The sequence below is a fragment of the Bradyrhizobium sp. CB82 genome (genome assembly GCF_029714405.1).
In the GTDB taxonomy this organism is placed as follows: domain Bacteria; phylum Pseudomonadota; class Alphaproteobacteria; order Rhizobiales; family Xanthobacteraceae; genus Bradyrhizobium.
The window spans coordinates 6,001,041-6,022,539 of the sequence record NZ_CP121650.1 but is presented as its reverse complement, the minus strand read 5'-3'; the positions used below and the strand labels follow the sequence as shown (position 1 = coordinate 6,022,539).

Below are 21,499 nucleotides of genomic sequence, written 5' to 3'. Positions count from 1 at the left end.
AGAAAAACCAATCTGAATGGATCGCCTCGTCGCCCTTGCCGTCAATCGCCGCTACCTGATGGTCGGCATGTTCGTCGCCGTGCTGATCGGCGGCCTGATCGCGTTCAACCAGCTCAACATCGAGGCCTATCCCGATCCGACTCCGCCGATGGTCGACATCGTGACGCAGAGCCCGGGACTGTCGGCGGAGGAGATCGAGCGCTACATCACGATTCCGATCGAGACGCAGGTGGCGGGGCTGAAGAACCTCACGACCATCCGCACCATCTCGCTCTACGGCCTCTCCGACGTCAAGCTCCAGTTCTCCTTCGCCTATACCTATGAAGAAGCGCTCCAGCAGGTCTTGAACCGCCTGGCGCAGCTCGCATCTCTGCCCGGCAATGTGCAGCCGCAGATCTCACCCCTGAGCCCAATCGGCGAAATCTTCCGTTACCGCCTGGTCGGCCCGCCGAACTACAGCGTGCTCGATCTGAAGACGATCCAGGACTGGATCCTCCAGCGCCGCTTCCGCTCCGTACCCGGCGTGATCGACGTCACGGGGTGGGGCGGCAAGACCAAGACCTACGAGATGCAGGTCGACTTCAACAAGCTGATGGCCAACGGCCTGACGCTGCCGCAAATGCTCCAGGCGGTGAGCAATTCCAACGTCAATGTCGGCGGCAACACCGTCAATATCGGCTCGCAATCCGCCGTGGTGCGCGGCGTCGGTCTGATCCGCTCGATCGACGATCTCGCCAACACCATGGTGGCACAGACCGGCGGCAATCCGGTGCTGGTAAAAGACGTTGCGACCGTGACCGTCGGCGAGAAGCCACGGCTCGGCATCGCCGGCCTCGACGATGACGACGACATCGTGCAGGGTATCGTGCTGATGCGCCGCGGCGAGCAGAGCACGCCGACCATCAAGCGCGTCGAGCAGCTCGTCGCCCAGATCAACGGCTCGACTATCTTGCCGCCTGGCGTGCGCATCGAGCGCATCTACGACCGCAAGGACCTGATCGACCTCACCACCCACACCGTGCTGCACAATATGGTGGTCGGCATTTTGCTGATCGTGCTGTTGCAGTGGATATTCCTGGGCGATCTGCGGAGCGCGCTGATCGTCGGTGCCACGATTCCGTTCGCGCTGTTCTTTGCCGTGATCATCCTGGTGCTGCGCGGGGAGTCCGCCAACCTGTTGTCGGTCGGCGCCATCGATTTCGGCCTGATCGTGGACGCCACCGTCATCATGGTGGAGGCGATCTTCCGCCGGCTGACGCAGACCACGCCGCTGTCCGAGCTTGAGCATGCCTCGCCCGAGACGCTGTTTGGCATGAAGAGCCATGCCATCCTGTCGGCCGCGGCCGACGTGTCGCGCTCGATCTTCTTTGCCGCCGCCATCATCATCGCAGCCTTCATCCCGCTGTTCACGCTGTCCGGTGTCGAGGGCAACATTTTCGGTCCGATGGCGCGCACTTACGCCTATGCCCTTGCAGGCGGCCTGCTTGCAACCTTTACGGTGACGCCGGCGCTGTCCGCGATCATCCTGCCTGCGCATGTCGAGGAAACCGAGACGCGGATCATGCTGATCCTGCACCGGCTCTATACGCCGCTGCTGCATTGGGCGGTCAGCAACCGCAACATCGTGATGGGCGGCGCCATCGGCCTCGTCGTCATGACGCTCGCACTCGGCAGGTTGCTGGGCCTCGAATTCCTGCCCAAGCTCGAGGAAGGCAACCTCTGGATCCGCGCCACGCTGCCGCCGACCATCTCGCTCCAGGAGGGCAACACCTACGTCAACGAGATGCGCAAGGTGATCCGCGCCCGGCCCGAGGTCGAATCCGTAGTATCGCAGCATGGCCGTCCCGATGACGGCACCGATGCGGCCGGCTTCTTCAACGCCGAGTTCTTCGCGCCACTGAAACCCGCGAGCGAGTGGCCCGGAACCCACGACAAGGAAGAGCTGACCGCCCAGCTTCTGAAACAACTCGACGACCGCTTCCCCGGCGTGGAGTTCAACTTCTCGCAATATCTCCAGGACAACGTCTCGGAGGCGGTTTCCGGCGTGAAGGGCGAGAACTCGATCAAGCTGTTCGGTAGTGACCTGAAGGCGCTGACCGACACTGCCAACAAGATCAAGTCGGTGCTGGCGACCGTGCAGGGCGTCACGGATCTCGCGGTGTTCACCTCGCTCGGACAGCCGACCATCCAGATCGACATCGACCGCGCCAAGGCCGCGCGCTATGGGCTCGCGCCCGGCGACATCAACGCCACCATCAAGGTGGCGATCGGCGGTGACACAGCCGGCGACCTCTATGAGCCCGGAAGCGATCGCCACTTCCCGATCATCGTTCGCCTGGCGCCGGAATACCGCAAGAGCGCGGAAGCGATCCAGAACCTGCGGATCGGCGCGCCCGGGCCGAACGGCACCGTCACGCAGATCCCCTTGAGCGAGGTCGCCTCGATCAACCTCGTTTCGGGGGCGGCCTATATCTATCGCGAGCAGCAAGAGCGCTATTTGCCGGTCAAATTCTCGGTGCGCGAGCGCGACCTCGGCAGCGCGATCCGCGAGGCGCAGCAGAAGATCGCCGAGCAGGTGCAATTGCCGCCGGGCTCGCACATGGAATGGGTCGGCGAGTATGGCAATCTCCAGGACGCAATCCGGCGGCTGTCGATCGTGGTGCCGATCTCGCTGGCGCTGATCGGCATCCTGCTCTGGTTAAACTTCGGCTCGATGACCGACACGCTCCTTGCAATGAGCGTGATCCCGATGGCGATCTTCGGCGGCGTGCTCGGACTCGTCATCACCGGCATTCCGTTCAGCGTCTCGGCGGCGATCGGCTTCATCGCGCTGTTCGGCATCGCCGTGATGGACGGCATCATCATCATCTCACAGTTCAACCAGCTCATCGAGGAAGGCCTGGACCGCATGACCGCGGTGGTGCGTACCGGCGAGTTGCAGCTCCGTCCGGTGCTGATGACCTGCGTGGTCGCCGGCGTCGGGCTGTTGCCGGCCGCGCTGTCCGAAGGCATCGGCTCGCAGGTGCAGAAGCCGCTCGCGGTCGTCGTCGTCACCGGCATGATGCTGGCGCCGGTCGTCATTCTGGTGACGCTGCCGGTCCTGATCTCCTTCTTCTCAAGCCGGGCGCGCTGATCCCGTGCCGCGGCTGCAAAAACGCAGAGCAGGTGCGCGTCAGAACCCGTAAAGCCGCGCCGGATTGTCGACCAGAATCTTCTTGCGGATGTCTGCATCCGGCGCCCATACTGGGAGTTGGTTGAGCAGGTGGCCGTCGTCGATCTGATAGAGCGGAGCGATGTCGGTGGCCTTCCGTCCCTCTACATGGCTTGAATCCGGATGCGGCCAGTCGGTGCCCCAGACGATACGGTCGGGGTTCGCCGCGATCAGCGCGCGGGCGAACGGCACCACGTCCTGATAGTCCGGCGCGAGCTTTGACGAGCGATAGGCGCCTGAGATCTTCACATAGGCTTTGCCGGATTTGACGAGCTCGAGCAGGTCAGAAAATCCGGGCTGCTCCAGCCCAAGCGATGCCTCGAGGCCGCCGAAATGGTCGAACACCGCCGGTACCGGCGCGGCCATCACGAGGTGCTTGATCGCGGAGATCATCGGCAGCGTCGTGTAGAGCTGCACATGCCAGCCGCGCGCCTTCATGCGCTCGACGGCCGCCGCGAAGCGCGCGCGCCCGACATTGGGATCGCTGATGCCGCCGGTTGCCAGATTAATGCGGATGCCGCGGAAGCCGTCCTCTCCCATCGCATCGAGCTGGGCTTGGGTCGTTTTGTCGTCGATCACGGCCACGCCGCGTGCACTCGCGCCCCGGGCCTTCATCCCGAACAGGGTGGACGAATTGTCGGTGCCGTAGACGCTCGGTGTGACGATCACCACGCGCTCTATATGCAACGCCTTGTGCAGCGCCGCCATCTCCTCTGGCGACGCCAACTCCGGCGTATAGACGCGGCCCTCGAAGAAGGGGAATTTCTCGGGATCGCCGTGAATGTGGGTGTGGCAGTCGCAGGCGTGGGCCGGGACGTCGAAATTGACTGATGTCGACGGCTGCGACGCCCGGGCGTGGGCTTTGCTGGTCATGGTAACTCCGGCAGCCAGGGAGGCAAGCAGAACGCTGCGTCGGTCGAGCACGGTTGTCTCCTTGCTTCGTTGTTCTGCTGTTCTCGGCTATGAGCGCGCCGACAACAATATCACATCAGCAGTGAACTTCGCTGCATAGCTGCTCGACGAGTTCTGCAAGGGGCCGCGCGCCGTCGACGCGCACGACCGGACAGGGCAAGCCCGCGAGCCACGCCTCATGCTTCGCGAGATTGCGGCCTTCGCGGTCGCAGGCCTCGTAGTGCGAGGCCCATTCGATGAAGGCTTCGGCTTCCTTATGGCGCCAGCCACCGGGCGCGACTGCGGCGGCGCCGAAATGCGTGGCCTCGCGGGCGCGCAGGCGGCTCAACCGCACCTCGCGCGGCGTGATCACGAAAACGACGAGGTCGAAATGCGCGATGAGCTCCTCGCCCCATCCGGTGACCGATCCGCTCAGCACCCAATCGCGGCGCGGCAGGAACATCTCGCGCATCAGGCGCAGGCGATCGGGGATGGGACGAAGCATCTGGTAGGGCGGTGCGGTCGGGAGCCAGAAATAATCGTCGCTGTCGTGATGCGGAAGCGCAAGCCGGTCCGCAAGCCTCCGGCCGAGCGTCGTCACGCCGGAGCCCGACGCGCCCATCAGATGAATGCGGCAACTTTTCATGGTCATGTCCCGAGAATTTGAACCCGGCGGCTGGCGGTTTGACTAATGATCCGCGCTCCCGGATCATCTGCCTCCCACCGGAATCACTTTATGCAAAAATCCTTTGGCAAATTCAAAGCAGGCGTCTCGGCCGCTGCCGTCCTCGTTGCGCTGTTCGGTGTTTATGGCTTCCGCAAGCTGCAGGCGCTGGCGGCCGATCCAAGCGGTCCAAAGGACTGCCGGGCTGCGGATGACATCGGCGAGCAGGGCTGGATCGACCTGGAGAAGGTGAGGGCGATCGCGCCGCTTCAGGGCGTAAAGTGGTCGCAGCTCGGCGGCAACATCAATGATGCGAGCTGCCTCAACCGCACCGAGATCTACGGCGTGGTCGAGGTGCACAGCGTCGACGATATCGCAAAAACGCTGGCCTTTGCGCGCGCCACCAAGCTGCCGGTGACGACGGCCGGCGTGCGTCACTCCATGGGCGGCCAGGCGTTCCGCAAGGGCGGCATCGTGCTGGACATGCGCACCTTCAACCGCATCACGCTCAACGAGTCGGCACGCAGCATCACCGTGCAGCCGGGCGCGACCTGGCACGACATCCAGATCGCGCTACATCCGCGCTTTGCGGTGCGAGCGATGCAGTCGACCGACATTTTCAGCGTCGGCGGTTCGATCTCGGTCAATGCCCACGGCATGGATCATCAGGCGGGCGCGCTGGCCCGCTCGATCAAGACGATGAAGGTGATGCTGGCGGACGGCTCGATCCAGAGCGTCTCGCCCACCGAGAACCAGGAGCTGTTCAACCTCGTGGTCGGCGGCTACGGCCTGTTCGGCGTCATCGTCGAGGCCGAGCTCGATATTGCCGACAACGCCGTCTACCAGACCGGGCGACGCGTGCTCGACTACAAGGCATTCCCTGCGCTGTTTGCGGACGACATCGAGAAGGACGACAATATTGGTTTGATGTACGGGCATCTGTCGACCGCGCCGAGCAGCTTCTTGCAGGAAATGCTGCTCTACACCTACACCAAAGCCGACGGCAGCGATTTCGCGATCGAGGAGCTTGGCGAGGTCAGCAGCACCAGGCTCAGGCGACTCACGATCAACCTCTCCAAGCAGGGGCCGTTCTTCCAGGAGCTGAAGTGGCTGTCCGAGAAGCACATCGAGCACCGGATGGAGACCTGCACGGTCACCCGCGCCAAAGCGATCGCCTCGGGCGAAGCCTGCCTCGTCAGCCGCAACAATCCCATGCACGACTCCGTGCCCTACCTGCGCAACGCGCTTCAGGACGAGACCGACATCCTCCACGAATACTTCATTCCACGTAGAAACTTCGTCGCTTTCGTCGACGGCATGCGCAGGATCATGCTCGACAACAAGACCAATCTCCTGAACGCGTCGGTTCGCGTCGTGCACAAGGAGGAGAATTTCCTCACCTATTCGCCAGAGCCGGCGTTTTCGCTGGTGCTCTACATCAACCAGCCGACGGACGATGAGGGCAACCGCCGCATGAAGAAGGTGACGGAGGAGTTGATCGACCTCACCATCGCCAATCAAGGACGCTTCTTCCTGCCGTATCAGCTCTATTATTCGCGCGATCAGCTCAAGAAGTCCTATCCGCAGATAGACGACTTCTTCGCGGCCAAGCGCAAGTACGACCCGGCTGGTCTCTTGACCAATACGATGTACGAGAAATATGGCTCGTAGAGCGACAAACCAGGCCGTGCACCCTTAGTTTGGTGGCGCAGTGCGACGATGCCAGGTGCGCTTTACTTCGTTGGCGGCCTGGATCACGCGATGGTGCAATATGTCGCGAAGGGCCATGAGCGGTCATTCGGCGCTAGTCTCAGCGTGAGCTCATTCAGGCAACCCCGCTTTGCTGAGGCCCTCAATCAACAACTTCGCCTTTGATTGCCCGCCCCGAGCGATGAATCCACTTATTGTAAAGGCGGGATCGGCCTCAAGCAGACGCGCCGCCGCCTCACGGGCCTCCGCATCACGTCCGAGATGGGCGAAAGCGGCGGCGAGACAGCGGTAAGCTGGCGAATAGTCGGGGCGCTGGCGGAGCGCTTTCTTCCCTGCGAGAATGGCCTCGTCAAAGCGACGAAGCTCAATAAAGGCCTGCCCCATCCCAGCCAACGGGTGGAGTAGCAGCGGGCCTACCGGGTTCATGCGAATGGCACGCTCAAAGCTCCGGACACCTTCCTCCGGCAGCCCCGCCAGTTTAAGATAGGCATAGCCTCTAGAGTACCATGCAAAAAATGAATTGGGGTTGAGCGCGACCGCCTTGTCAGCCATTTCGATCGTACTTTCACAATCGCCGACCATCCAGGTCGAGATATTGCAAGCCAATGCTAACGTGTCGGGATCATCATCATCGACACTCAATGCCAAGCGAAGAAGCCGAACTGCCTCCTTGCGATCGAATTGAGGATCGATAGCATAGCCTTGAAGAATCTTTTGCGTATGGCAGGCACCTGCCAGAGCGGCAACAAAGCCGAACTGAGGATCCAGCTCCAAAGCGCGATGAGCCAGCCTTATCGTCTCGGCCAACCCTTCGCGGGTCATCGGATAGTACTGCTGCATCGCTCGGAGAAAAAAATCATAGGCGGTGAGGTTCTCTGGCCGCCGTCGCGTCGCTATCGCAATTTCTGTTTGAAGCAATTTTGGCTGAATGGCTGAGACAACCGCGACCGTGACTTCGTCCTGGAGAGCAAAAACGTCCGTCAGGTCACGCTCGAACCTGTCCGCCCATAGGTGCGCGCCTGTCGCAGCATCAATCAACTGTCCTGTGATGCGAACCTTCCCCGCGGCCTTGCGCACAGACCCTTCAAGGACATAGCGCACGCCGAGCCTGCGTCTGACCTCCTTGATATCGACAGAAGTGCCCTTGAAAGTGAAGCTCGAATTGCGAGCGATGACGAACAACCATTTGAACCGCGAAAGCGCCGTCGTGATCTCCTCAACCATCCCATCCGCAAAGTACTCCTGCTCGGGATCATCGGACATGTTCTGGAAAGGCAGCACTGCAATCGAGGGCTTGTCCGGCAAGGCCAGCGGTGGTTCCGAAGACCGAGATGCCACGTCGCCACGGCTGGAATTGAGCAGCAGGTGGTAGACATGCACAGGTCGGACGATGTTCTTGAGAGCTAGCTCGCCGAGATCCTCGAACTCGAAGGCGATCTTGCCGCGTGCGTGATTGAGGACTGTCTGGGATATGCAGATGCCGCCGGGCTCGGCCACTCCCTCCAATCGCGCCGCGATGTTGACACCGTCGCCATAGAGGTCGCGACCCTCAACAATCACATCGCCTAGGTTGATCCCAATGCGGAATTCGATGCGTTTCTCCGGAGGGATATCGGCATTGCGTTCGCACATGCCCAGCTGGACCTCGATCGAGCAGGATATCGCATCCACCACGCTCGGAAACTCGATGAGGATGCCATCACCCGTCGTCTTGACCACGCGACCGCGATATTGCCTGTTCTTGGGATCAATCAGCTCTCGGCGATATTCCTTCAGGCGCGCGAGCGTACCGGCCTCGTCCGCACCCATTAACCTGCTATACCCGGCAATATCGGCAGCGAGTATGGCGGCGAGCTTGCGCTTGACCTGATCCGAAGCCATCCGGGTTTCCCTCCCGGCGAATAAACCCTCTGCGGCTCACCGCACGCAAACGGGGACAGCGCCGCTTCTGCGCGAACGTCGGCCGATTTGCGTGGAACTCAAGAGCCCACCAGCAAAGATATCACGGCAGCAGAATATCGGATGCGAAACGGTCGCGACGTTTCGACACAGTGTATACTCGACGCCTGCCGCATTTTTTGACCGCATCGGGTCATGTGTGGACGACGCCCACGTTGCAAGAAGAATCTGACGTTCGGCTGGCGGTCGGGTGCAAGTCATGTGTCCGGCCTGTTTGCGCGGCACCATGACCGCTGGCCCTGATGTAGTCCGCGGATCGGGTCCCAATCATTCGCACGGGCTCTGACGCCCATGACCCAGAAAGCGGGTTGTCCCGATCGACGGCTCGACCGTTTCGCATCACACCATCATCACCCTCGCAATTCGATTGTCTTGCTCCGCCGTCGCCTCACGCTCCCATTGCCAAGCCCCTTCAGGTGGCTGCAGCAGGCTCCGGCGCGCGATAGTATCCTCCCTTGGCCATGATTGCCCAGGCGATGCGCGCCATCTTGTTGGCAACGGCAACGGCGACGAGCTTGGCCGGCTTCCTGGCCAGCAGCCTTATGATCCAGGGATGCTTTTGCGGATGCCGCCGAGCGTGTTGAACAACGGATGTTGCACCGACGACGAGCAACCGTCGAAGGTAGCGATCTCCCTGCTTGGAGATGCCGCCGAGCCGCTCCTTGCCCCCGGTCGAGTGCTGCCGCGGCACAAGTCCGATCCATGCGGCAAAATCCCGACCGGATTTGAAGTTACTCGGGTCTGTGACAGTAGAAGCGATGGCCGTGGCCCCGATCACGCCTATCCCGGGCACGGTCTCGATGCGGCAGCTCATATCATTGGCACGATGATGGGCGTGAATGGAGCGATCCAGAGCCCCGATCTGCAATTCCAGCGCAGCGAGTTGATCGACAATGGCCTGCAGCGCCTGCTTCATCGCAGACGGAAGAGCTTCGCGATTACTCTCGTCCGTGATGATCTCGGCAAGCTGCGCGAGACCTTCGCGTCCCGTCTCCGCAACGAGGCCGAACTCGGCAAGGTGGGCTCGGAGCGCATTGATCAGCTGCGTGCGCTGACGGATCAAAAGATCCCGCGTTCGATGCAACATCAGCAAGGCTTGCGGCCGACTTGATCGGCACGAACCGCATTGATGGGCGTGTCACGGCCTCACAGATGGCGGCTGCTCGGCCGCATCGTTTTTCGACCGTTTGACATAGCCCTTCACGTAGCTCGGCGGCATCAGACGGACGGTGTGACCGAGCTTGGAGACTTCACGCGCCCAATGATGCGCGGTTCCGCAGGCTTCCATGCCGACCAGGCAAGGGGAAATCTTGCTAAAGAAGTCAATGACCTGCTTGCGCCGCAACTGACGAATGATGACGACCTTGCCCGCACTATCCACGCCGTGCACTTGGAACACGTTCTTGGCGAGATCAACGCCGATGGTGCTAACCTGCATGTGGACGACCCCCCTCCGGTGATTCGTGGTTCAACGATCACCCTTTGGCACATTCGATGCCGGGAGCGGGCGTCGTCCACCACATCATTTTCGACCGATCCGCTGGAGATTGTCAGCCAGGCAATGTTCGCTCTTCCTCGATAGCGGCGCCAGTGCCAAGGCTTGAGGTGAATTGAAGTTCTCGGCTCGCACCAGTTCAACCAGAACCCGTCGCGCTTCTAAGTGCGCTCAGCTCCGCCTCGGCACCAGCCCGTTGCAGCCGCCGGCCTGCTCGGCGTCGAGCACCAGCAGGGCGCCGGCGGCGTAGAGCCGGCCGACGAAGTCGGCAGCGTCGGAGCGGGCGATCGTGACATAGGTGTTCGAGGTCAGCACGCGGCCGTCGGCCTTTGCGATTGCCGCGATCGCCTGCGCCTGCGACCCGATCACGGCGAGCGGGCGGCCCGGCGCGGTGCCGAAGGTCAGGGCAACGACGAGCGCAAGCCAGCCCGTGACGACGAGCGCGATCGCGCCGGCGATCCTGCAGAGCGATGACAGCTTGCGTGGTGGCATGGCTTCCTCACAACAGGAGGAGGCCGCACCGCTTGGTCGATCACCTCTCCCCAACGGGGAGGTGGTTGCCGGAGCTGCACCATCTCGATCAGTGTCATCGGATTTAATAGTCGTAGAAATGCTCAAGGCTTACACCCTTGGTCGTCAGCTCGCGCTTGATCTCGACGAGCCGGTCGATCCTAGCCTTAAGGCCGGCCCTGCGGAAGCCGGGCTTGGCGTCCAGATCCAGTGAAAACAGTTCCGTAGTGTCGGGAATATCGAGAGCCGTCGCTTTCGGCGCGATCACCGTGATGAGGATCTCGTGATTGCCGGCGATCTCGGCGAGGCGGTGACCGCCGTCGAGTAGCCTGTTCAGGATCTCGCTCAGCGCCTTGTAGCGCGGAGCCTGCACGAGCTGCCAATCCGGCGACAGCGTCCGGACGGGGGTGATGCGGGGCTCGGCGCTGAGCACGTCCTGCGGCAGCGCAGCGACCACGAACATGATGTCGCGCGGCTCGTCGTCGTCGCTGGCATCGAGCGCCTTCTGGATCGCGGCGGCGTAGCCGATCTTGATGAAGTATTCGGTGCCGAGCGCGAAGTCGCGCTCCCATGTGCGCAAGGTACTTGGTGTCGGCGCCGAGATCGCCGTCAGCCCGTTCAGCGTGTCGCTGAACGGATATTTGTACCAGGGGATGGTGTAGAGGAATGCCGCATAGTCCTGCAGCACCGCGCGGGCGTATTCATCCTGCGGCGTAAGCTTCTGACCCCTGATCCATTCGAACGCACGCCCGATCGTGTTCTCGTAAAGTCCCTTGATCGCGTATTCGGCGGAGTAGCTGATGCCGATGACGTAGATCATCATTTTCACGTCGAAGCGCGATTCCGCTGCTGCCGGCACCGCGCGATTGATGGTGCAGAAGCTGCGCCAGAAGCCGAGGATGTGGCGCAAGTAACCGAAATGGCTTTCGCTGGACTGGTCGAGGAAGCGGCCAAAATCCTCGAAGGAATAGACGATGTACCATTCGGGGAAGGTGAAATAGGTGTTGTCGAGCGGCCGGCGATAGCCCTTCTCGCCGATCAGCGGCAGCGTCACTGCCGCCGTCGCCGGCGCCGCGGGTTGCGAGGCGGGCTGGCAGGTCCCCTCGATATAGGCGACCGGCCCGAGGATCGCGACGGCGATCAGGGCGAGCAGCGTCAGGACGATGCGGCCAAAGCGCTCGAGCGTCGGTCGCTTAAGCATGGGCCGGGCGCGTGCGCGGTGCAAGGAGATAGCCGATCAGGATGGCAAGCCCGCCAAGGCCGAGATGCGGCGCATTGGCGAAGATGCGGGTCGACAATGGCAGGTTCAGCACGCCGTTGATGAGGATACCGAAATCGAGATAGCCGCTGCCGGTGAGGAGGCCGAGCACGCCATCGGCGAAATAGAACACGCCGAAGAGCTGGAAGAACAGTTCGGATGCGCGGCGTGAGGTCAGCGCCGAGGCGAGCGCCCACAGCGCGGAGACGAGGTGCAGGCCGTCGGCGTACCAGGTGCGGCGGAACAGGCCGAAGATCATGTCGTTCTGGTCGATGAAGGTGGGGATGTAACCGGTCAGGATCACGAAACCAAGCAGTGCGGCATAGCCAAGTGCGCACAATCTGATGATGTCCATGAGTCCTCCGATGAGTTCGAATCTTGTTCGAGTTTAGAGCGTTTTCCAGCGAAGTGGACACCGGTTCGCGTGAAGAAAACGCGTCAAAACAAGAGTCTAGAGCCCCGTTCCGATTCAATCGGAACGGAAACGGCTCTAGAGTGTCCCGAGCGCCTTGAGCAGGGCGTCATTGAACTGGCCGAAGTCGCTCTCGGGAATCGAGGCTGGCTAACAACAGATCGTTACTCTAGCTGAGGTAGAGCGATTGGCTATCGTTAGATACAGGGCTGCGGCGGACGATTCACGCGCTGCCACCGACGCTCTTGCTGCAATCAGTAGAGACGTAAATTTGCCCACACTCCGTCATTGCGAGCGCAGCGAAGCAATCCGGGGCTGTCGGCGCGGAAAGATTCCTAGATTGCTTCGCTCTGCTCGCAATGACGATTTGGAGAAATCTGAGCGAAGCGATACGCATCACCGGCGCAAATGGGTTGCACTCTGCATACTGCGCGATGATCGTTCTTTATCCCTGATTTGCCCGACGCGTCAAGCGATTTCTGAAAATCAGCAGATCGCCGTGCCCGCGATCTTTCTCCTTTGCATGGGGTTGTTTTTCAGTTTTTGTAAAGAGCGAGTCAGGCAGCCTGCCGGGATCACTGCCCCGATGGCGTGCGCAGGCCGTGCCAGGCGTCGCGCACCTGCTGATAGTGCACTTCGGGCAGATAGTCGGGCGTGTTCAGGCTCAAGGTCTTGACGTCGAGGCGGCCGACCGCACTGAGCAGCGTGTAGGAGGCGATAACGCGGTCACGCAGTGCGCCGATCAGCCGGGCCTTGGCCTGGATCAGGTCGGCTTGAGAGTTCAGCACGTCGACGGTGGTGCGCTGCCCGCCGGCGGCTTCGCGCTGCACGCCCTGCAGGGCGACGGTCGCCGCTTTCACCTCGGACTCGGAGGCCGAGACCGCGATCTTGGCGCCTTCGTTCGCCACCCATGCGCTGGTCGCGGCGGTGCGTGCCTGGTTGCGCACCTGGTCGAGCACGAGGCGGCTCTGCGCTGCGACTTCTTTGGCCTGACGGGTTTGCGATGCGGCCTGGCCGCCGTCATAGATCGGCGCGGTGACGTTGGCGACGATGGAGGCCTGGTCCGTGCCGAACGTGCCGAGCGTCGGGTCGTTGTCGCGGCTGCGGCTGGCGCTGCCCTGCACGTTGGCGCTCGGCAGCAGTGCGCCTTCGGCGACGCGGATATTGGTCGAGGCGACATCGACGTCGAAGCCTGCCGCCATCACTGCGGGGTGCTCGCGGATCGCCATGGCGAGCGAGTCCTCGCGGCTCTTCGGCAGATAGCGGTCGACGACCTCCGCGGGCCGAAGCTGCGACGGCGGGTTGCCGATCACCTGAGTGTAGGTGGCCTGGCTGATGGCAAGCGCGACTTCGGCGGCGTTGAGATCGGAGAGCCCGCGGTTGAGGCGTGCCTCGGCCTGCGCCGTATCGGTTGGCGTGACGTCGCCCGCGTTCAGCCGGCGCTGAGTGACGGCGAGCGTCTCGCGCAGGAACGCGACGTTGGAGCGCTGCGCCTCGACCAGCGACTGGTTGGCAAGCACGTTGGTGTAGGCGGTCACCGCATCAAGCAGCACACCCTGGCCGACATTGCGCAGGGCCTCGCGGCCGGACTGCACCTGAAGCTCGGCGACGCGCACGCTGTTGGCGGTCCGAAAACCGTTGAACAGCGTCTGCGTCACGGTGACGCCGATGACCCATGGCTTCAGGTTCGCGGTCTGGATGGTGTTGTTCGGAAGCAGGTCGCGCACTGATTGCAGGCCGGCGCTCAGGCTCGCCACGATCTGCGGCCGGTAGCCGGCAAGCGCCTGCGGCACGTTCTCGTCGGTGGCGCGCTGGCGCGCCCGTTCGGCATTGAGCTGGGGATTGGTCTGATAGGCTTTTGCCAATGCCTCCGGCAGGGCCTCGGCGCGCGCGGCTGCGGGCAGGGCGCAGGAGACCGTCAGCGCGGTCCATGTGACAAGAACATGACCCATGCCCGATCGGCGCCGCGTCCTCACGCGGCCAGTTCTGGCGGCACGCCCGTTCATCTGATTCCGTAACAACCCCGGCTGTCCGCCCCCACCGACGGCGGTCCTCTTACCTGTTTAACCAGCGCCGGTCCCGCAGGCAAACTGCCGCGGGTGGATGTCCCATGAAATCAGTGCTTGTTGCAGCTGCGTCACAGGGATTCTGCGACGAAGCATCGGCGAGCCTTACATCAACCTTACCGGTTCTTGTTCACCGGCTTGCGCTTCTCGATGAAGGCGGCCATGCCCTCGGAGCGGTCTTCGAGCGCGAAGGTGGCGTGGAATAGGTTGCGCTCAACTTGCATCCCCTCGGCGAGCGTGGTCTCGAAGGCGCGGTTGACCGCTTCCTTGGCCATTGCGGCCGCGGGCTGCGACATCGCGGCGATCTTCTCGGCGGCCGCGATCACCTCGTCCATCAGCTTGTCGGCGGGGACCACGCGGCTGACGAGGCCGCTTCGCTCGGCTTCCGCTGCATCCATCATGCGGCCGGTGAGGCAGAGGTCCATCGCCTTGGACTTGCCGATCGCGCGCGTCAGGCGCTGCGTGCCGCCGATCCCGGGAATGGTGCCGAGCGTGATCTCGGGCTGACCGAATTTCGCGGTGTCGGCGGCGATGATGATGTCGCACATCATCGCAAGCTCGCAGCCGCCGCCGAGCGCGTAGCCCGCGACCGCGGCGATCGTCGGCTTGCGGCAGCGCGCCACGCGGTCGCCGCCGATCGCGGCAAAATCTTCCGAGAACATGTCGATAAAGCCTTTCGGCTGCATCTCCTTGATGTCGGCACCCGCGGCGAATGCCTTCTCGCTGCCGGTGACGACGATGCAGCCGATCGCGTCATCGGCCTCGAGATCGTCGACGGCAGCGGCGATCTCGCGGAAGACTCCGAAGGACAGTGCGTTGAGCATCTTCGGGCGGTTCAGCTTGATGATGCCGACCGCGCCTTTACTTTCGACGATGATGTGCTCGAACGTGCTCATGCTCCACCCACGCATTTTTCGATTTCAGTGGGCAATGTGCCCGCTGGCGCGGTGGGCTTCAAGAGGGCGAAAACGCGTTCCGGGACGCGCGAGCCGCGCGTCCCGGAACCGGCTCAGGGCCAATAAGTCAGGTCAAGAAGGTAGGCCAAGAAGTTAGGCCAGCAATCAAGCCATGAACATGCGCGCGGCCGAGGCCAGCGTCAGGAGCGCGCCGAAGCCGATGAAGATCTTGCCAATGAGCGAGCTCTGGTCCCAGGCCGAGTTTTCGCTGCTCGCGCCAGCCATCGCCGGAGCCGGGCGCGGCTGCGCGTCGGTTGCGGCGACCACGGTCTTTTGCGCAGGCGGGTTGTCCTGCTGCTGGGCGGCATCGCCCGGCTGATCTGACTCGGCCGTCTGGCTGTCCGGCGCGGGTGCTGCCGCCTGGTCGGCCGCGGCCTGCACGTTGTCATTGGCCCGCGACGTCATGGCGGTGGCTGCGGCGGCCGTCGGTGTATCGGCAGAGGCGAGTTGCGCATTGGCGTTGGCGACCATGGGCGGCACGGCGCCGAAGGCCGGCGCACTGCTCTCGGCGGCCACTGCGTCGTTCTTATTGCTCTTGTCGGCCTTGCCGTCGGACGATTTTTCTGCCGTCTTGCTGGTGCGGTGACGAGCGTGACGATGCCGAGGCTTGGATTCTTTGACGGTCTCGCTCGAATTGCTCGCACTATCATCCGACTTGGTGTCGCTCGAGGCGGTCGGCGCCGCCCGTGAGGCGCTCCCGATGCTGAAGAAAAGTCCGGCGGCGAGAATCAACGCTACGCGCCCGCTGGCTTTGATCATTGTGATGATCTCCCCAATTGGCCCATCCCGAGGCGAACAGAGACCCCCGGGCGTGACCACAACGGGGCAAAAAGAGGGTATCTTCGGGCGGGACCGGGCAAAACCGGGGCAATCGGCGGCCTGCTAAACACCTGATGGATGCCAGCCTGAGGGATCGGTGTTATGAGCCTCCCCCGAATTGCGGGCTGGCGGGGTTCTGCTGCGTGATCACAAGACCGTGATCGGTTGGCGATAGGCGTAACAAATTGAAAGAGCGGCCGAATTGCTAGGTGGGAGCGCGCGTGCGCGGACGTGAGGACGAATGGACCGGTCTGATGCGGTCGGCCATGGCAGGGGATGATGCGGCGTATCATCGCCTGCTGAAGGCGGTCACGCCGGTGCTGCGGGCTACCGCCCGGCGCGGCCTCGCGCGGGCCGGCCAGCCCCCTGATCAAGCCGAGGATATCGTGCAGGACATTTTGCTGGCGGTGCATTTGAAGCGGCATACCTGGGACAGCGAAGCGCCCTTCGCGCCCTGGCTGTTCGCGATCGCCCGCAACAAGCTGATCGACGCGCTGAGGCGACGGGGCAGACGGATCTTCGTCAATATCGACGATTTCGCCGAGACGCTGCCGGGCGAGGCGTCGCAGGAGACGGCCTCCGCAGGCGAGGTCGCGGCGCAGCTTGCCACGCTGCCGCAGCGCCAGCGCGACGTATTGCAGTCGATTGCGGTCGACAGCACCTCGATCAAGGACACCGCATCCAAGTTGTCGATGAGCGAAGGCGCGGTGCGCGTCGCGCTGCATCGGGGACTGGCCGCGCTTACCGCCAAATTGCGGGACAGATGAGATGGATACCGATCAACTCATTCGCACGCTCGCGGCCGACAACGCTCATCATGCGCCGAAGGTCGGCCCCGTGCTGATGCTCTCGCTGCTCGTTGCCGCGCCGCTCACGATCCTGATCTTCGTCACTTTCCTGGGCGTGCGGCCGGACGTGATGAGCGCAATCCACAATCCGTTCTTCGACATGAAGTTCGCAGTCACCCTGTCGCTCGCGATCCCGGCGATCGCGATCAGCCTGCATCTGTCGCGGCCCGAGGCCTTGATGCGCGGCTGGGGCTGGCTGCTGCTGCTCCCCGTGGCGCTGCTTGCGGTGGCGATCGGCGGCGAGATGATGATGGCCCCCGCAATGCCGATGACGATGCGGCTCGTCGGCAAGAATTCCAGGGTGTGCCTGTCGGCGATCCCAGCGATGTCGCTGCCGCTGCTCGCAGGCGCGCTGTTCGGCCTGCGTCACGGCGCACCGTCGCGGCCTGCGCTTGCCGGCGCGCTCGCCGGCCTGTTGTCCGCGGGGCTGGCGGCGACGCTCTATGCCTCGCACTGTACTGACGATTCGCCGCTGTTCGTGGCGACCTGGTACACGTTCGCGACCGCGCTCGTGACCGCGCTCGGCGCGCTCGTCGGGGCGAGGGTCCTGAGGTACTAACCGCGCCGGTTTACGCCGGCGCCGTGCTCTGCTGCATGCGGTGGAAACGCAGCACCTGCTGCGCGGTGGAGGTGCGCAACCCCTCATAGGTGTCTCGCGCGCTCAACAGGTCGGTCGGATCGCTGCCGGACAGCTTGTCGCGCATCGCGATGATCGCGCGCACGCTCGACCATGACAGGCCGGCGACCTTGGCGAGGATCATCACGCCCTCGGTGCGGCTTTCGATCATCATGTTCTCGGCGATCGCAACTGGCACACCCGCGAGCGCCGCGAGCCCGGCATTGGCCTCGTCGAACTTGTTCTGTTCGGCGAAGGCCGTGACCTGGTGCTCGTTGAGACGGCCGTCCTCGAACAGCGATCGCACCAGCGCGCGCGCAATTTCGGTCTGCCGCGTCATGGTTGCCGCGCGGACGCGCTGGGCCGCCTCGTGGACCGCGCTGAGCACCGCGTCGGCCTGTCCGGGATTGGCGGCTTCGAGCTTCCTGCGCACGCTCAAGGAGGCCTTCGCGATCAGCTTCAGATAATGATGCCGCGGCAGGTCGGGTCGCAGGCCCACGCAAGTTGCGAGGTCGTCGTCGCGCTCGGCGCGGCCGACCAGCTCCGTGAGGCTCAGTTCCGTGAATTGCGCGCCGGGATTCCCGACCGTCGACTGTACCACCTCGTCATTGCCGCGTGCCACCAGCACGTCGGTGAGCGCGTCGGACAGGACGCGGCGCATCGAAATGGCCTTGAGATGCGCCTGGCTCTTGCTCCGCGCGATCTCGATCAGGGTCGCCTCGTCCAGCCGCTCCGACTTCGACAGCACGGGGCCGGCAACGTCGATGACGTCATCGAGCGCGAGCGTGCGGATGGTCATGGGTGGTGCCGTGTCGATCGGTGCCAGGCGCTCGGCGAGCAGTACCTTGGCCGAGGTCTCGATATGGTCGATCAGGCACTGGAAGACGTCGTCGAACACGGCGACGTGGTCGTCGGAATAGTCCACCGCGCCGCTGATGAAGAGATCTGTGACGCGGCGCAGCGTCTCGACCCGGCGCGCAACGGTGCCGTGGGACAGCGTCGCTTGCAATTCGTCGAGCAGGTTTTCGGAAATCTTGGCTGATGCTTTCGCGGGTTTCGATCTCATGGCCCTGTCCTGGAGCGTTCGGTCCGGCGGTTCTTTCCGGCCGCGGTCAAAAATGGATTGGTCAGCTGGTCGCGATGCAATTGCGTCCTTGCGCCTTGGCGGAATGGAGCGCGCTGTCGGCGCGCGCGAGAAATGTGTCGGCATTATCGTTGTTGCGCAGTGCAGCAACGCCTGCGGAAATCGTCACATGCATGTTGGACGCGAACGCGCTCCAGTCGAGCTCGGCCACGATCGCGCGCAGGCGTTCGAGCATGCGCATGGCTGCCTCGCCAGGCGTGTCCGGCATCAGCAGCAGGAACTCCTCGCCGCCGTAGCGACCGAAGCGGTCGTTGGGGCGGATATTGGCGAAGATGGTGATAGCGAAAGTGCGCAGCACCTCGTCGCCGGTCGGGTGGCCGTGAACGTCGTTGATGCGCTTGAACCAGTCGAGATCAATGAGTGCGGCCGAGCAGGGCGTTTTCGCCTCGCGCGCGCCGGCGATCTGCTCCTCGAGCGCGCGCATGATCGAGCGGCGGTTGAGCGAGCCGGTGAGCTCATCGAGCTCGGCGAGCTCCTCGATACGCTGATAGGCGGCCTTCAGCTCGATGCTGCGCCGGTCCAGGATCTTGCGCAGCGTGCTGCCGAACAGGCCGAGGAAGGCGCACTGGCCGATGACCAGGACGAAGCATAGCATCGATGCGAGCCGCTCGAGCCGGCTCGTCATCGGCATGCCGATCGGCAGGTCGGAGATCAGGAAGACGAAGCCGAGCCCTGCGGTCACGAGCGTCCAGGTCAGCATCGCCTGCTGCGAGGTCATGCGCAGTGTGCCGAATGCGAAAACCAGGAACAGCACGCTGATGAAGGCGATTCCGATCGTCGGCACCGCCAGCACGAAGATGAGCTGGAGCGTCATATGCGCCGTGATCTGGAAGACCGTGAGATAGTGGTCCTTGTAGCGCTCGCCGACGCCGGCCTCCGACAGCACCGCGAAGATGCCGATGATCATCAGCCCGCCGAACCAGAACAGCGACGGCACGATCATCGCGATCGCACCGTCATAGGCATAGAGCAGCAGGACGGATGCGCCGAGCGAGTAGCTCGCGACCTGGCCGATGTACATCTGGCGCCGCTGCCGTAGGCGGCGGGCGATGACCTCCGGCGTGGCCTGGCTTGGAGAAAGGACGAGATCCGCCACCTCTGCGGCATTCCGCTCCGGGATGGTTGTCGCGGCCGTGTTCATGAACCTGCCATTGGTGGATGTCAGTTCAAAAATCTACGTGGCAAGCCTTTAGGTTTGGTATCCTTGCGATACGAATCCGGGCCCGTCGCTTGGATAAGCGCCTTGATCCGACACGGAAATTAGCAAGCGATTAGGGATTGTCGGCGATAGGCCAGTGACTGGGCCGAGCAATGAGCCGCGGATAAGGTCAACGGTAAGGTCCAGAGATACGATAAGGTCCGGAGATGCAGTCAAATTGGCCGGCGAATGCGCTGCACAAGGCTGCGTTATGGATCGAGGCTTGGTAAGATTGGGCCGCGCCTGCGGGCGCTCCGCAAGGAAAAGTTATAGTACTATGTTACCATTTTGGGCGAGCCCTCAAGGGCTGCAAGAATACGCGCGTATGTGGGGTACATCACACATGTCCCGGTACGACTGCGGTAGACTGAAGATTCTTGCATCACCCGTCGAACCGCCTGCCGTTTCGACCCGACCAACCTTGCGAGACGGCCTTTGAGCGTGACACAGGCGGCTTCGGACGAAGTCCTGATCGCCCGGATCGCCCAAGGCGACCGGCTTGCTATGCAGGTGCTGTTCGGGCGGCACCATGTCAGGGTGTATCGCTTCGGGCTCCGGCTCGTGCGCGATGAACAGGTCGCCGAAGACCTGATCAGCGAGGTGTTTCTCGACGTCTGGCGTCAGGCCGGAAAGTTCGAGGGCCGTTCCGCTGTTTCCACCTGGCTGCTGGCAATCACCCGATTCAAGGCTCTGTCTGCGCTTCGGCGCAGGAAGGATCTTGAACTGGACGAAGACGCCGCCAACGCGATCGAGGACCAGTCCGACGATCCGGAAACGGCGGTGCAGAAGAAGGACACCAGTGAAGCGTTGCGAGAGTGTTTGACGGCACTGTCGCCGGAACATCGGGAAATCGTCGATCTCGTCTACTACCACGAGAAGTCCGTGGAAGAGGTGGCCGAAATCGTCGGAATACCGGAGAACACCGTGAAGACGCGCTTGTTCTATGCGCGCAAGAAACTGGCCGAGCTGCTCAAGGCAGCCGGTGTTGAACGAGGCTGGCCATGATGGCATTGAGCAGGAAGATGCTGGACCAAGAGCCCAGTGAAATTGAGATGCTGCTGCCATGGCATGCCGCCGGCACCCTCAACCCGCGCGAGGCGCGCCGGGTCGAGGAAGCGCTCGCCCGCGATCCCGAACTGGCCAGGCAGTACGCCGCGATCCGCGCCGAATACGAAGAGACCATCCATCTCAACGAGAGCCTCGGTGCCCCGTCGGCCCGCGCGATGCAGAAGCTGTTCGCTGCGATCGACGCCGAGCCCGCGCGTGCGCCGGCGACACTGCCGCTCGGCTCGCGCATTTCCACGTTCTTCGCAAGCCTGTCGCCGCGCACGCTCGCCTGGTCGGCGAGCCTCGGCGCCATCGCGCTTTTGCTCCAGGCCGGTGTCATCGGCACCGTGCTGATGAAGGACCAGACCTCGACCTTCCAGACCGCCTCGCTCTCCACGAACGAGCCGATCACGCGCGAGCTCGGCGCGGCACCTGCGGCGTCGGCGCATGCGCTGGTGCGGTTCACGCCGGACGCGCGGGTCGCCGACATCACCACGCTGCTCGACAACTACCAGGCCTCGATCGTCGACGGCGCCAAGGGCGGATTGTTTCGCCTCCGGTTCAACAAGGCGATGAACAACGACGAGCTCGCCTCGCTGCTCGGCAGGATGCAGCGCGAGAAGATCGTCAACCTCGCCGTGGCGGCGCCCTAGGCGCCCGAGGATCATGCAGCGCAAGTCTGAAAGCGTGTCGAG

The 21,499-nt window shown here is 63.1% G+C and carries 17 protein-coding genes and 1 pseudogene; 6 read left to right on the top strand and 12 right to left on the bottom strand.

Annotated features, from left to right (window positions below; all coding sequences use genetic code 11):
- Window positions 1-16: 16 nt before the first annotated feature.
- Complete coding sequence (locus QA640_RS29380) at window positions 17-3,133, top strand: CusA/CzcA family heavy metal efflux RND transporter (RefSeq protein WP_283036354.1); 3,117 nt, start codon at window positions 17-19, stop codon at window positions 3,131-3,133.
- A gap of 39 nt (window positions 3,134-3,172) precedes the next feature.
- Here the strand turns inward: QA640_RS29380 and QA640_RS29375 are convergent, their stop codons facing one another.
- Together QA640_RS29375 and QA640_RS29370 are read right to left on the bottom strand one after the other, a co-directional pair.
- A complete protein-coding gene (locus QA640_RS29375) occupies window positions 3,173-4,135 on the bottom strand; it encodes an amidohydrolase family protein (RefSeq protein WP_283036353.1) in 963 nt (320 codons plus the stop codon).
- A 64-nt stretch (window positions 4,136-4,199) separates the two neighbouring features.
- Window positions 4,200-4,748 (bottom strand): hypothetical protein, encoded by a 549-nt coding sequence (locus tag QA640_RS29370; protein ID WP_283036352.1) that lies wholly within the window; start codon window positions 4,746-4,748, stop codon window positions 4,200-4,202.
- 90 nt (window positions 4,749-4,838) lie between these two features.
- On the opposite strand from QA640_RS29370, the gene QA640_RS29365 reads away from it, so the two are divergent.
- Entirely contained in the window at window positions 4,839-6,437 is a 1,599-nt protein-coding gene (locus QA640_RS29365; RefSeq protein WP_283036351.1) for an FAD-binding oxidoreductase, read from the top strand.
- 150 nt (window positions 6,438-6,587) lie between these two features.
- Here the strand turns inward: QA640_RS29365 and QA640_RS29360 are convergent, their stop codons facing one another.
- The 8 genes and pseudogenes from QA640_RS29360 to QA640_RS29325 all read right to left on the bottom strand — a co-directional run bounded on the left by QA640_RS29360 (window position 6,588) and on the right by QA640_RS29325 (window position 15,891).
- The gene (locus QA640_RS29360; protein ID WP_283036350.1) at window positions 6,588-8,357 is read right to left on the bottom strand and encodes an adenylate/guanylate cyclase domain-containing protein; all 1,770 of its coding nucleotides are present in this window, start codon (window positions 8,355-8,357) and stop codon (window positions 6,588-6,590) included.
- 490 nt (window positions 8,358-8,847) lie between these two features.
- Window positions 8,848-9,873: pseudogene (locus tag QA640_RS29355) on the bottom strand (IS110 family transposase).
- A 228-nt stretch (window positions 9,874-10,101) separates the two neighbouring features.
- The gene (locus QA640_RS29350) at window positions 10,102-10,422 is read right to left on the bottom strand and encodes a hypothetical protein (protein WP_283036349.1); all 321 of its coding nucleotides are present in this window, start codon (window positions 10,420-10,422) and stop codon (window positions 10,102-10,104) included.
- A gap of 103 nt (window positions 10,423-10,525) precedes the next feature.
- Window positions 10,526-11,641 (bottom strand): hypothetical protein, encoded by a 1,116-nt coding sequence (locus tag QA640_RS29345; RefSeq protein ID WP_283036348.1) that lies wholly within the window; start codon window positions 11,639-11,641, stop codon window positions 10,526-10,528.
- Window positions 11,634-12,053, bottom strand: coding sequence for a hypothetical protein (locus QA640_RS29340; protein ID WP_283036347.1), 420 nt, complete (start codon window positions 12,051-12,053; stop codon window positions 11,634-11,636). The genes QA640_RS29345 and QA640_RS29340 overlap by 8 nt, the downstream gene beginning before the upstream one ends.
- Before the next feature lie 632 nt (window positions 12,054-12,685).
- Entirely contained in the window at window positions 12,686-14,116 is a 1,431-nt protein-coding gene (locus QA640_RS29335; protein WP_283036346.1) for a TolC family outer membrane protein, read from the bottom strand.
- A gap of 176 nt (window positions 14,117-14,292) precedes the next feature.
- Window positions 14,293-15,072 (bottom strand): enoyl-CoA hydratase, encoded by a 780-nt coding sequence (locus QA640_RS29330; protein ID WP_283036345.1) that lies wholly within the window; start codon window positions 15,070-15,072, stop codon window positions 14,293-14,295.
- Between the two features lie 165 nt (window positions 15,073-15,237).
- Window positions 15,238-15,891, bottom strand: a complete 654-nt coding sequence (locus tag QA640_RS29325) for a hypothetical protein (protein ID WP_283036344.1) — start codon at window positions 15,889-15,891, stop codon at window positions 15,238-15,240.
- Between the two features lie 281 nt (window positions 15,892-16,172).
- On the opposite strand from QA640_RS29325, the gene QA640_RS29320 reads away from it, so the two are divergent.
- Both QA640_RS29320 and QA640_RS29315 read left to right on the top strand, forming a co-directional pair.
- Entirely contained in the window at window positions 16,173-16,718 is a 546-nt protein-coding gene (locus QA640_RS29320; RefSeq protein ID WP_283036343.1) for a sigma-70 family RNA polymerase sigma factor, read from the top strand.
- Window position 16,719: 1 nt separating this feature from the next.
- Window positions 16,720-17,358 carry a DUF1109 domain-containing protein gene (locus QA640_RS29315; protein WP_283036342.1) on the top strand — a complete coding sequence of 213 codons (639 nt, stop codon included), beginning with the start codon at window positions 16,720-16,722 and terminating at the stop codon, window positions 17,356-17,358.
- Between the two features lie 10 nt (window positions 17,359-17,368).
- On the opposite strand, the gene QA640_RS29310 is transcribed toward QA640_RS29315, so the two are convergent.
- Together QA640_RS29310 and QA640_RS29305 are read right to left on the bottom strand one after the other, a co-directional pair.
- Complete coding sequence (locus tag QA640_RS29310; RefSeq protein ID WP_283036341.1) at window positions 17,369-18,481, bottom strand: DUF2336 domain-containing protein; 1,113 nt, start codon at window positions 18,479-18,481, stop codon at window positions 17,369-17,371.
- Between the two features lie 61 nt (window positions 18,482-18,542).
- Window positions 18,543-19,700: a GGDEF domain-containing protein gene (locus QA640_RS29305; RefSeq protein WP_283036340.1), complete on the bottom strand. Its 1,158-nt coding sequence runs from the start codon at window positions 19,698-19,700 to the stop codon at window positions 18,543-18,545.
- A 492-nt stretch (window positions 19,701-20,192) separates the two neighbouring features.
- On the opposite strand from QA640_RS29305, the gene QA640_RS29300 reads away from it, so the two are divergent.
- Window positions 20,193-20,762 carry a sigma-70 family RNA polymerase sigma factor gene (locus tag QA640_RS29300; protein WP_283036339.1) on the top strand — a complete coding sequence of 190 codons (570 nt, stop codon included), beginning with the start codon at window positions 20,193-20,195 and terminating at the stop codon, window positions 20,760-20,762.
- A complete protein-coding gene (locus QA640_RS29295; protein WP_283036338.1) occupies window positions 20,759-21,457 on the top strand; it encodes a hypothetical protein in 699 nt (232 codons plus the stop codon). Before QA640_RS29300 ends, QA640_RS29295 begins: the two co-directional genes overlap by 4 nt.
- Window positions 21,458-21,499 lie beyond the last annotated feature (42 nt).

What these genes read in the sequence shown, in the direction of transcription:
- QA640_RS29350 (WP_283036349.1), bottom strand. Translation starts at nt 10,422, where the DNA reads ATGCCACCACGCAAGCTGTCATCGCTCTGCAGGATCGCCGGCGCGATC.
- QA640_RS29345 (WP_283036348.1), bottom strand. Translation starts at nt 11,641, where the DNA reads ATGCTTAAGCGACCGACGCTCGAGCGCTTTGGCCGCATCGTCCTGACG.
- QA640_RS29380 (WP_283036354.1), top strand. Translation starts at nt 17, where the DNA reads ATGGATCGCCTCGTCGCCCTTGCCGTCAATCGCCGCTACCTGATGGTC.
- QA640_RS29340 (WP_283036347.1), bottom strand. Translation starts at nt 12,053, where the DNA reads ATGGACATCATCAGATTGTGCGCACTTGGCTATGCCGCACTGCTTGGT.
- QA640_RS29325 (WP_283036344.1), bottom strand. Translation starts at nt 15,891, where the DNA reads ATGATCAAAGCCAGCGGGCGCGTAGCGTTGATTCTCGCCGCCGGACTT.
- QA640_RS29305 (WP_283036340.1), bottom strand. Translation starts at nt 19,700, where the DNA reads ATGAACACGGCCGCGACAACCATCCCGGAGCGGAATGCCGCAGAGGTG.
- QA640_RS29360 (WP_283036350.1), bottom strand. Translation starts at nt 8,357, where the DNA reads ATGGCTTCGGATCAGGTCAAGCGCAAGCTCGCCGCCATACTCGCTGCC.
- QA640_RS29335 (WP_283036346.1), bottom strand. Translation starts at nt 14,116, where the DNA reads ATGAACGGGCGTGCCGCCAGAACTGGCCGCGTGAGGACGCGGCGCCGA.
- QA640_RS29330 (WP_283036345.1), bottom strand. Translation starts at nt 15,072, where the DNA reads ATGAGCACGTTCGAGCACATCATCGTCGAAAGTAAAGGCGCGGTCGGC.
- QA640_RS29370 (WP_283036352.1), bottom strand. Translation starts at nt 4,748, where the DNA reads ATGAAAAGTTGCCGCATTCATCTGATGGGCGCGTCGGGCTCCGGCGTG.
- QA640_RS29295 (WP_283036338.1), top strand. Translation starts at nt 20,759, where the DNA reads ATGATGGCATTGAGCAGGAAGATGCTGGACCAAGAGCCCAGTGAAATT.
- QA640_RS29310 (WP_283036341.1), bottom strand. Translation starts at nt 18,481, where the DNA reads ATGAGATCGAAACCCGCGAAAGCATCAGCCAAGATTTCCGAAAACCTG.
- QA640_RS29365 (WP_283036351.1), top strand. Translation starts at nt 4,839, where the DNA reads ATGCAAAAATCCTTTGGCAAATTCAAAGCAGGCGTCTCGGCCGCTGCC.
- QA640_RS29315 (WP_283036342.1), top strand. Translation starts at nt 16,720, where the DNA reads ATGGATACCGATCAACTCATTCGCACGCTCGCGGCCGACAACGCTCAT.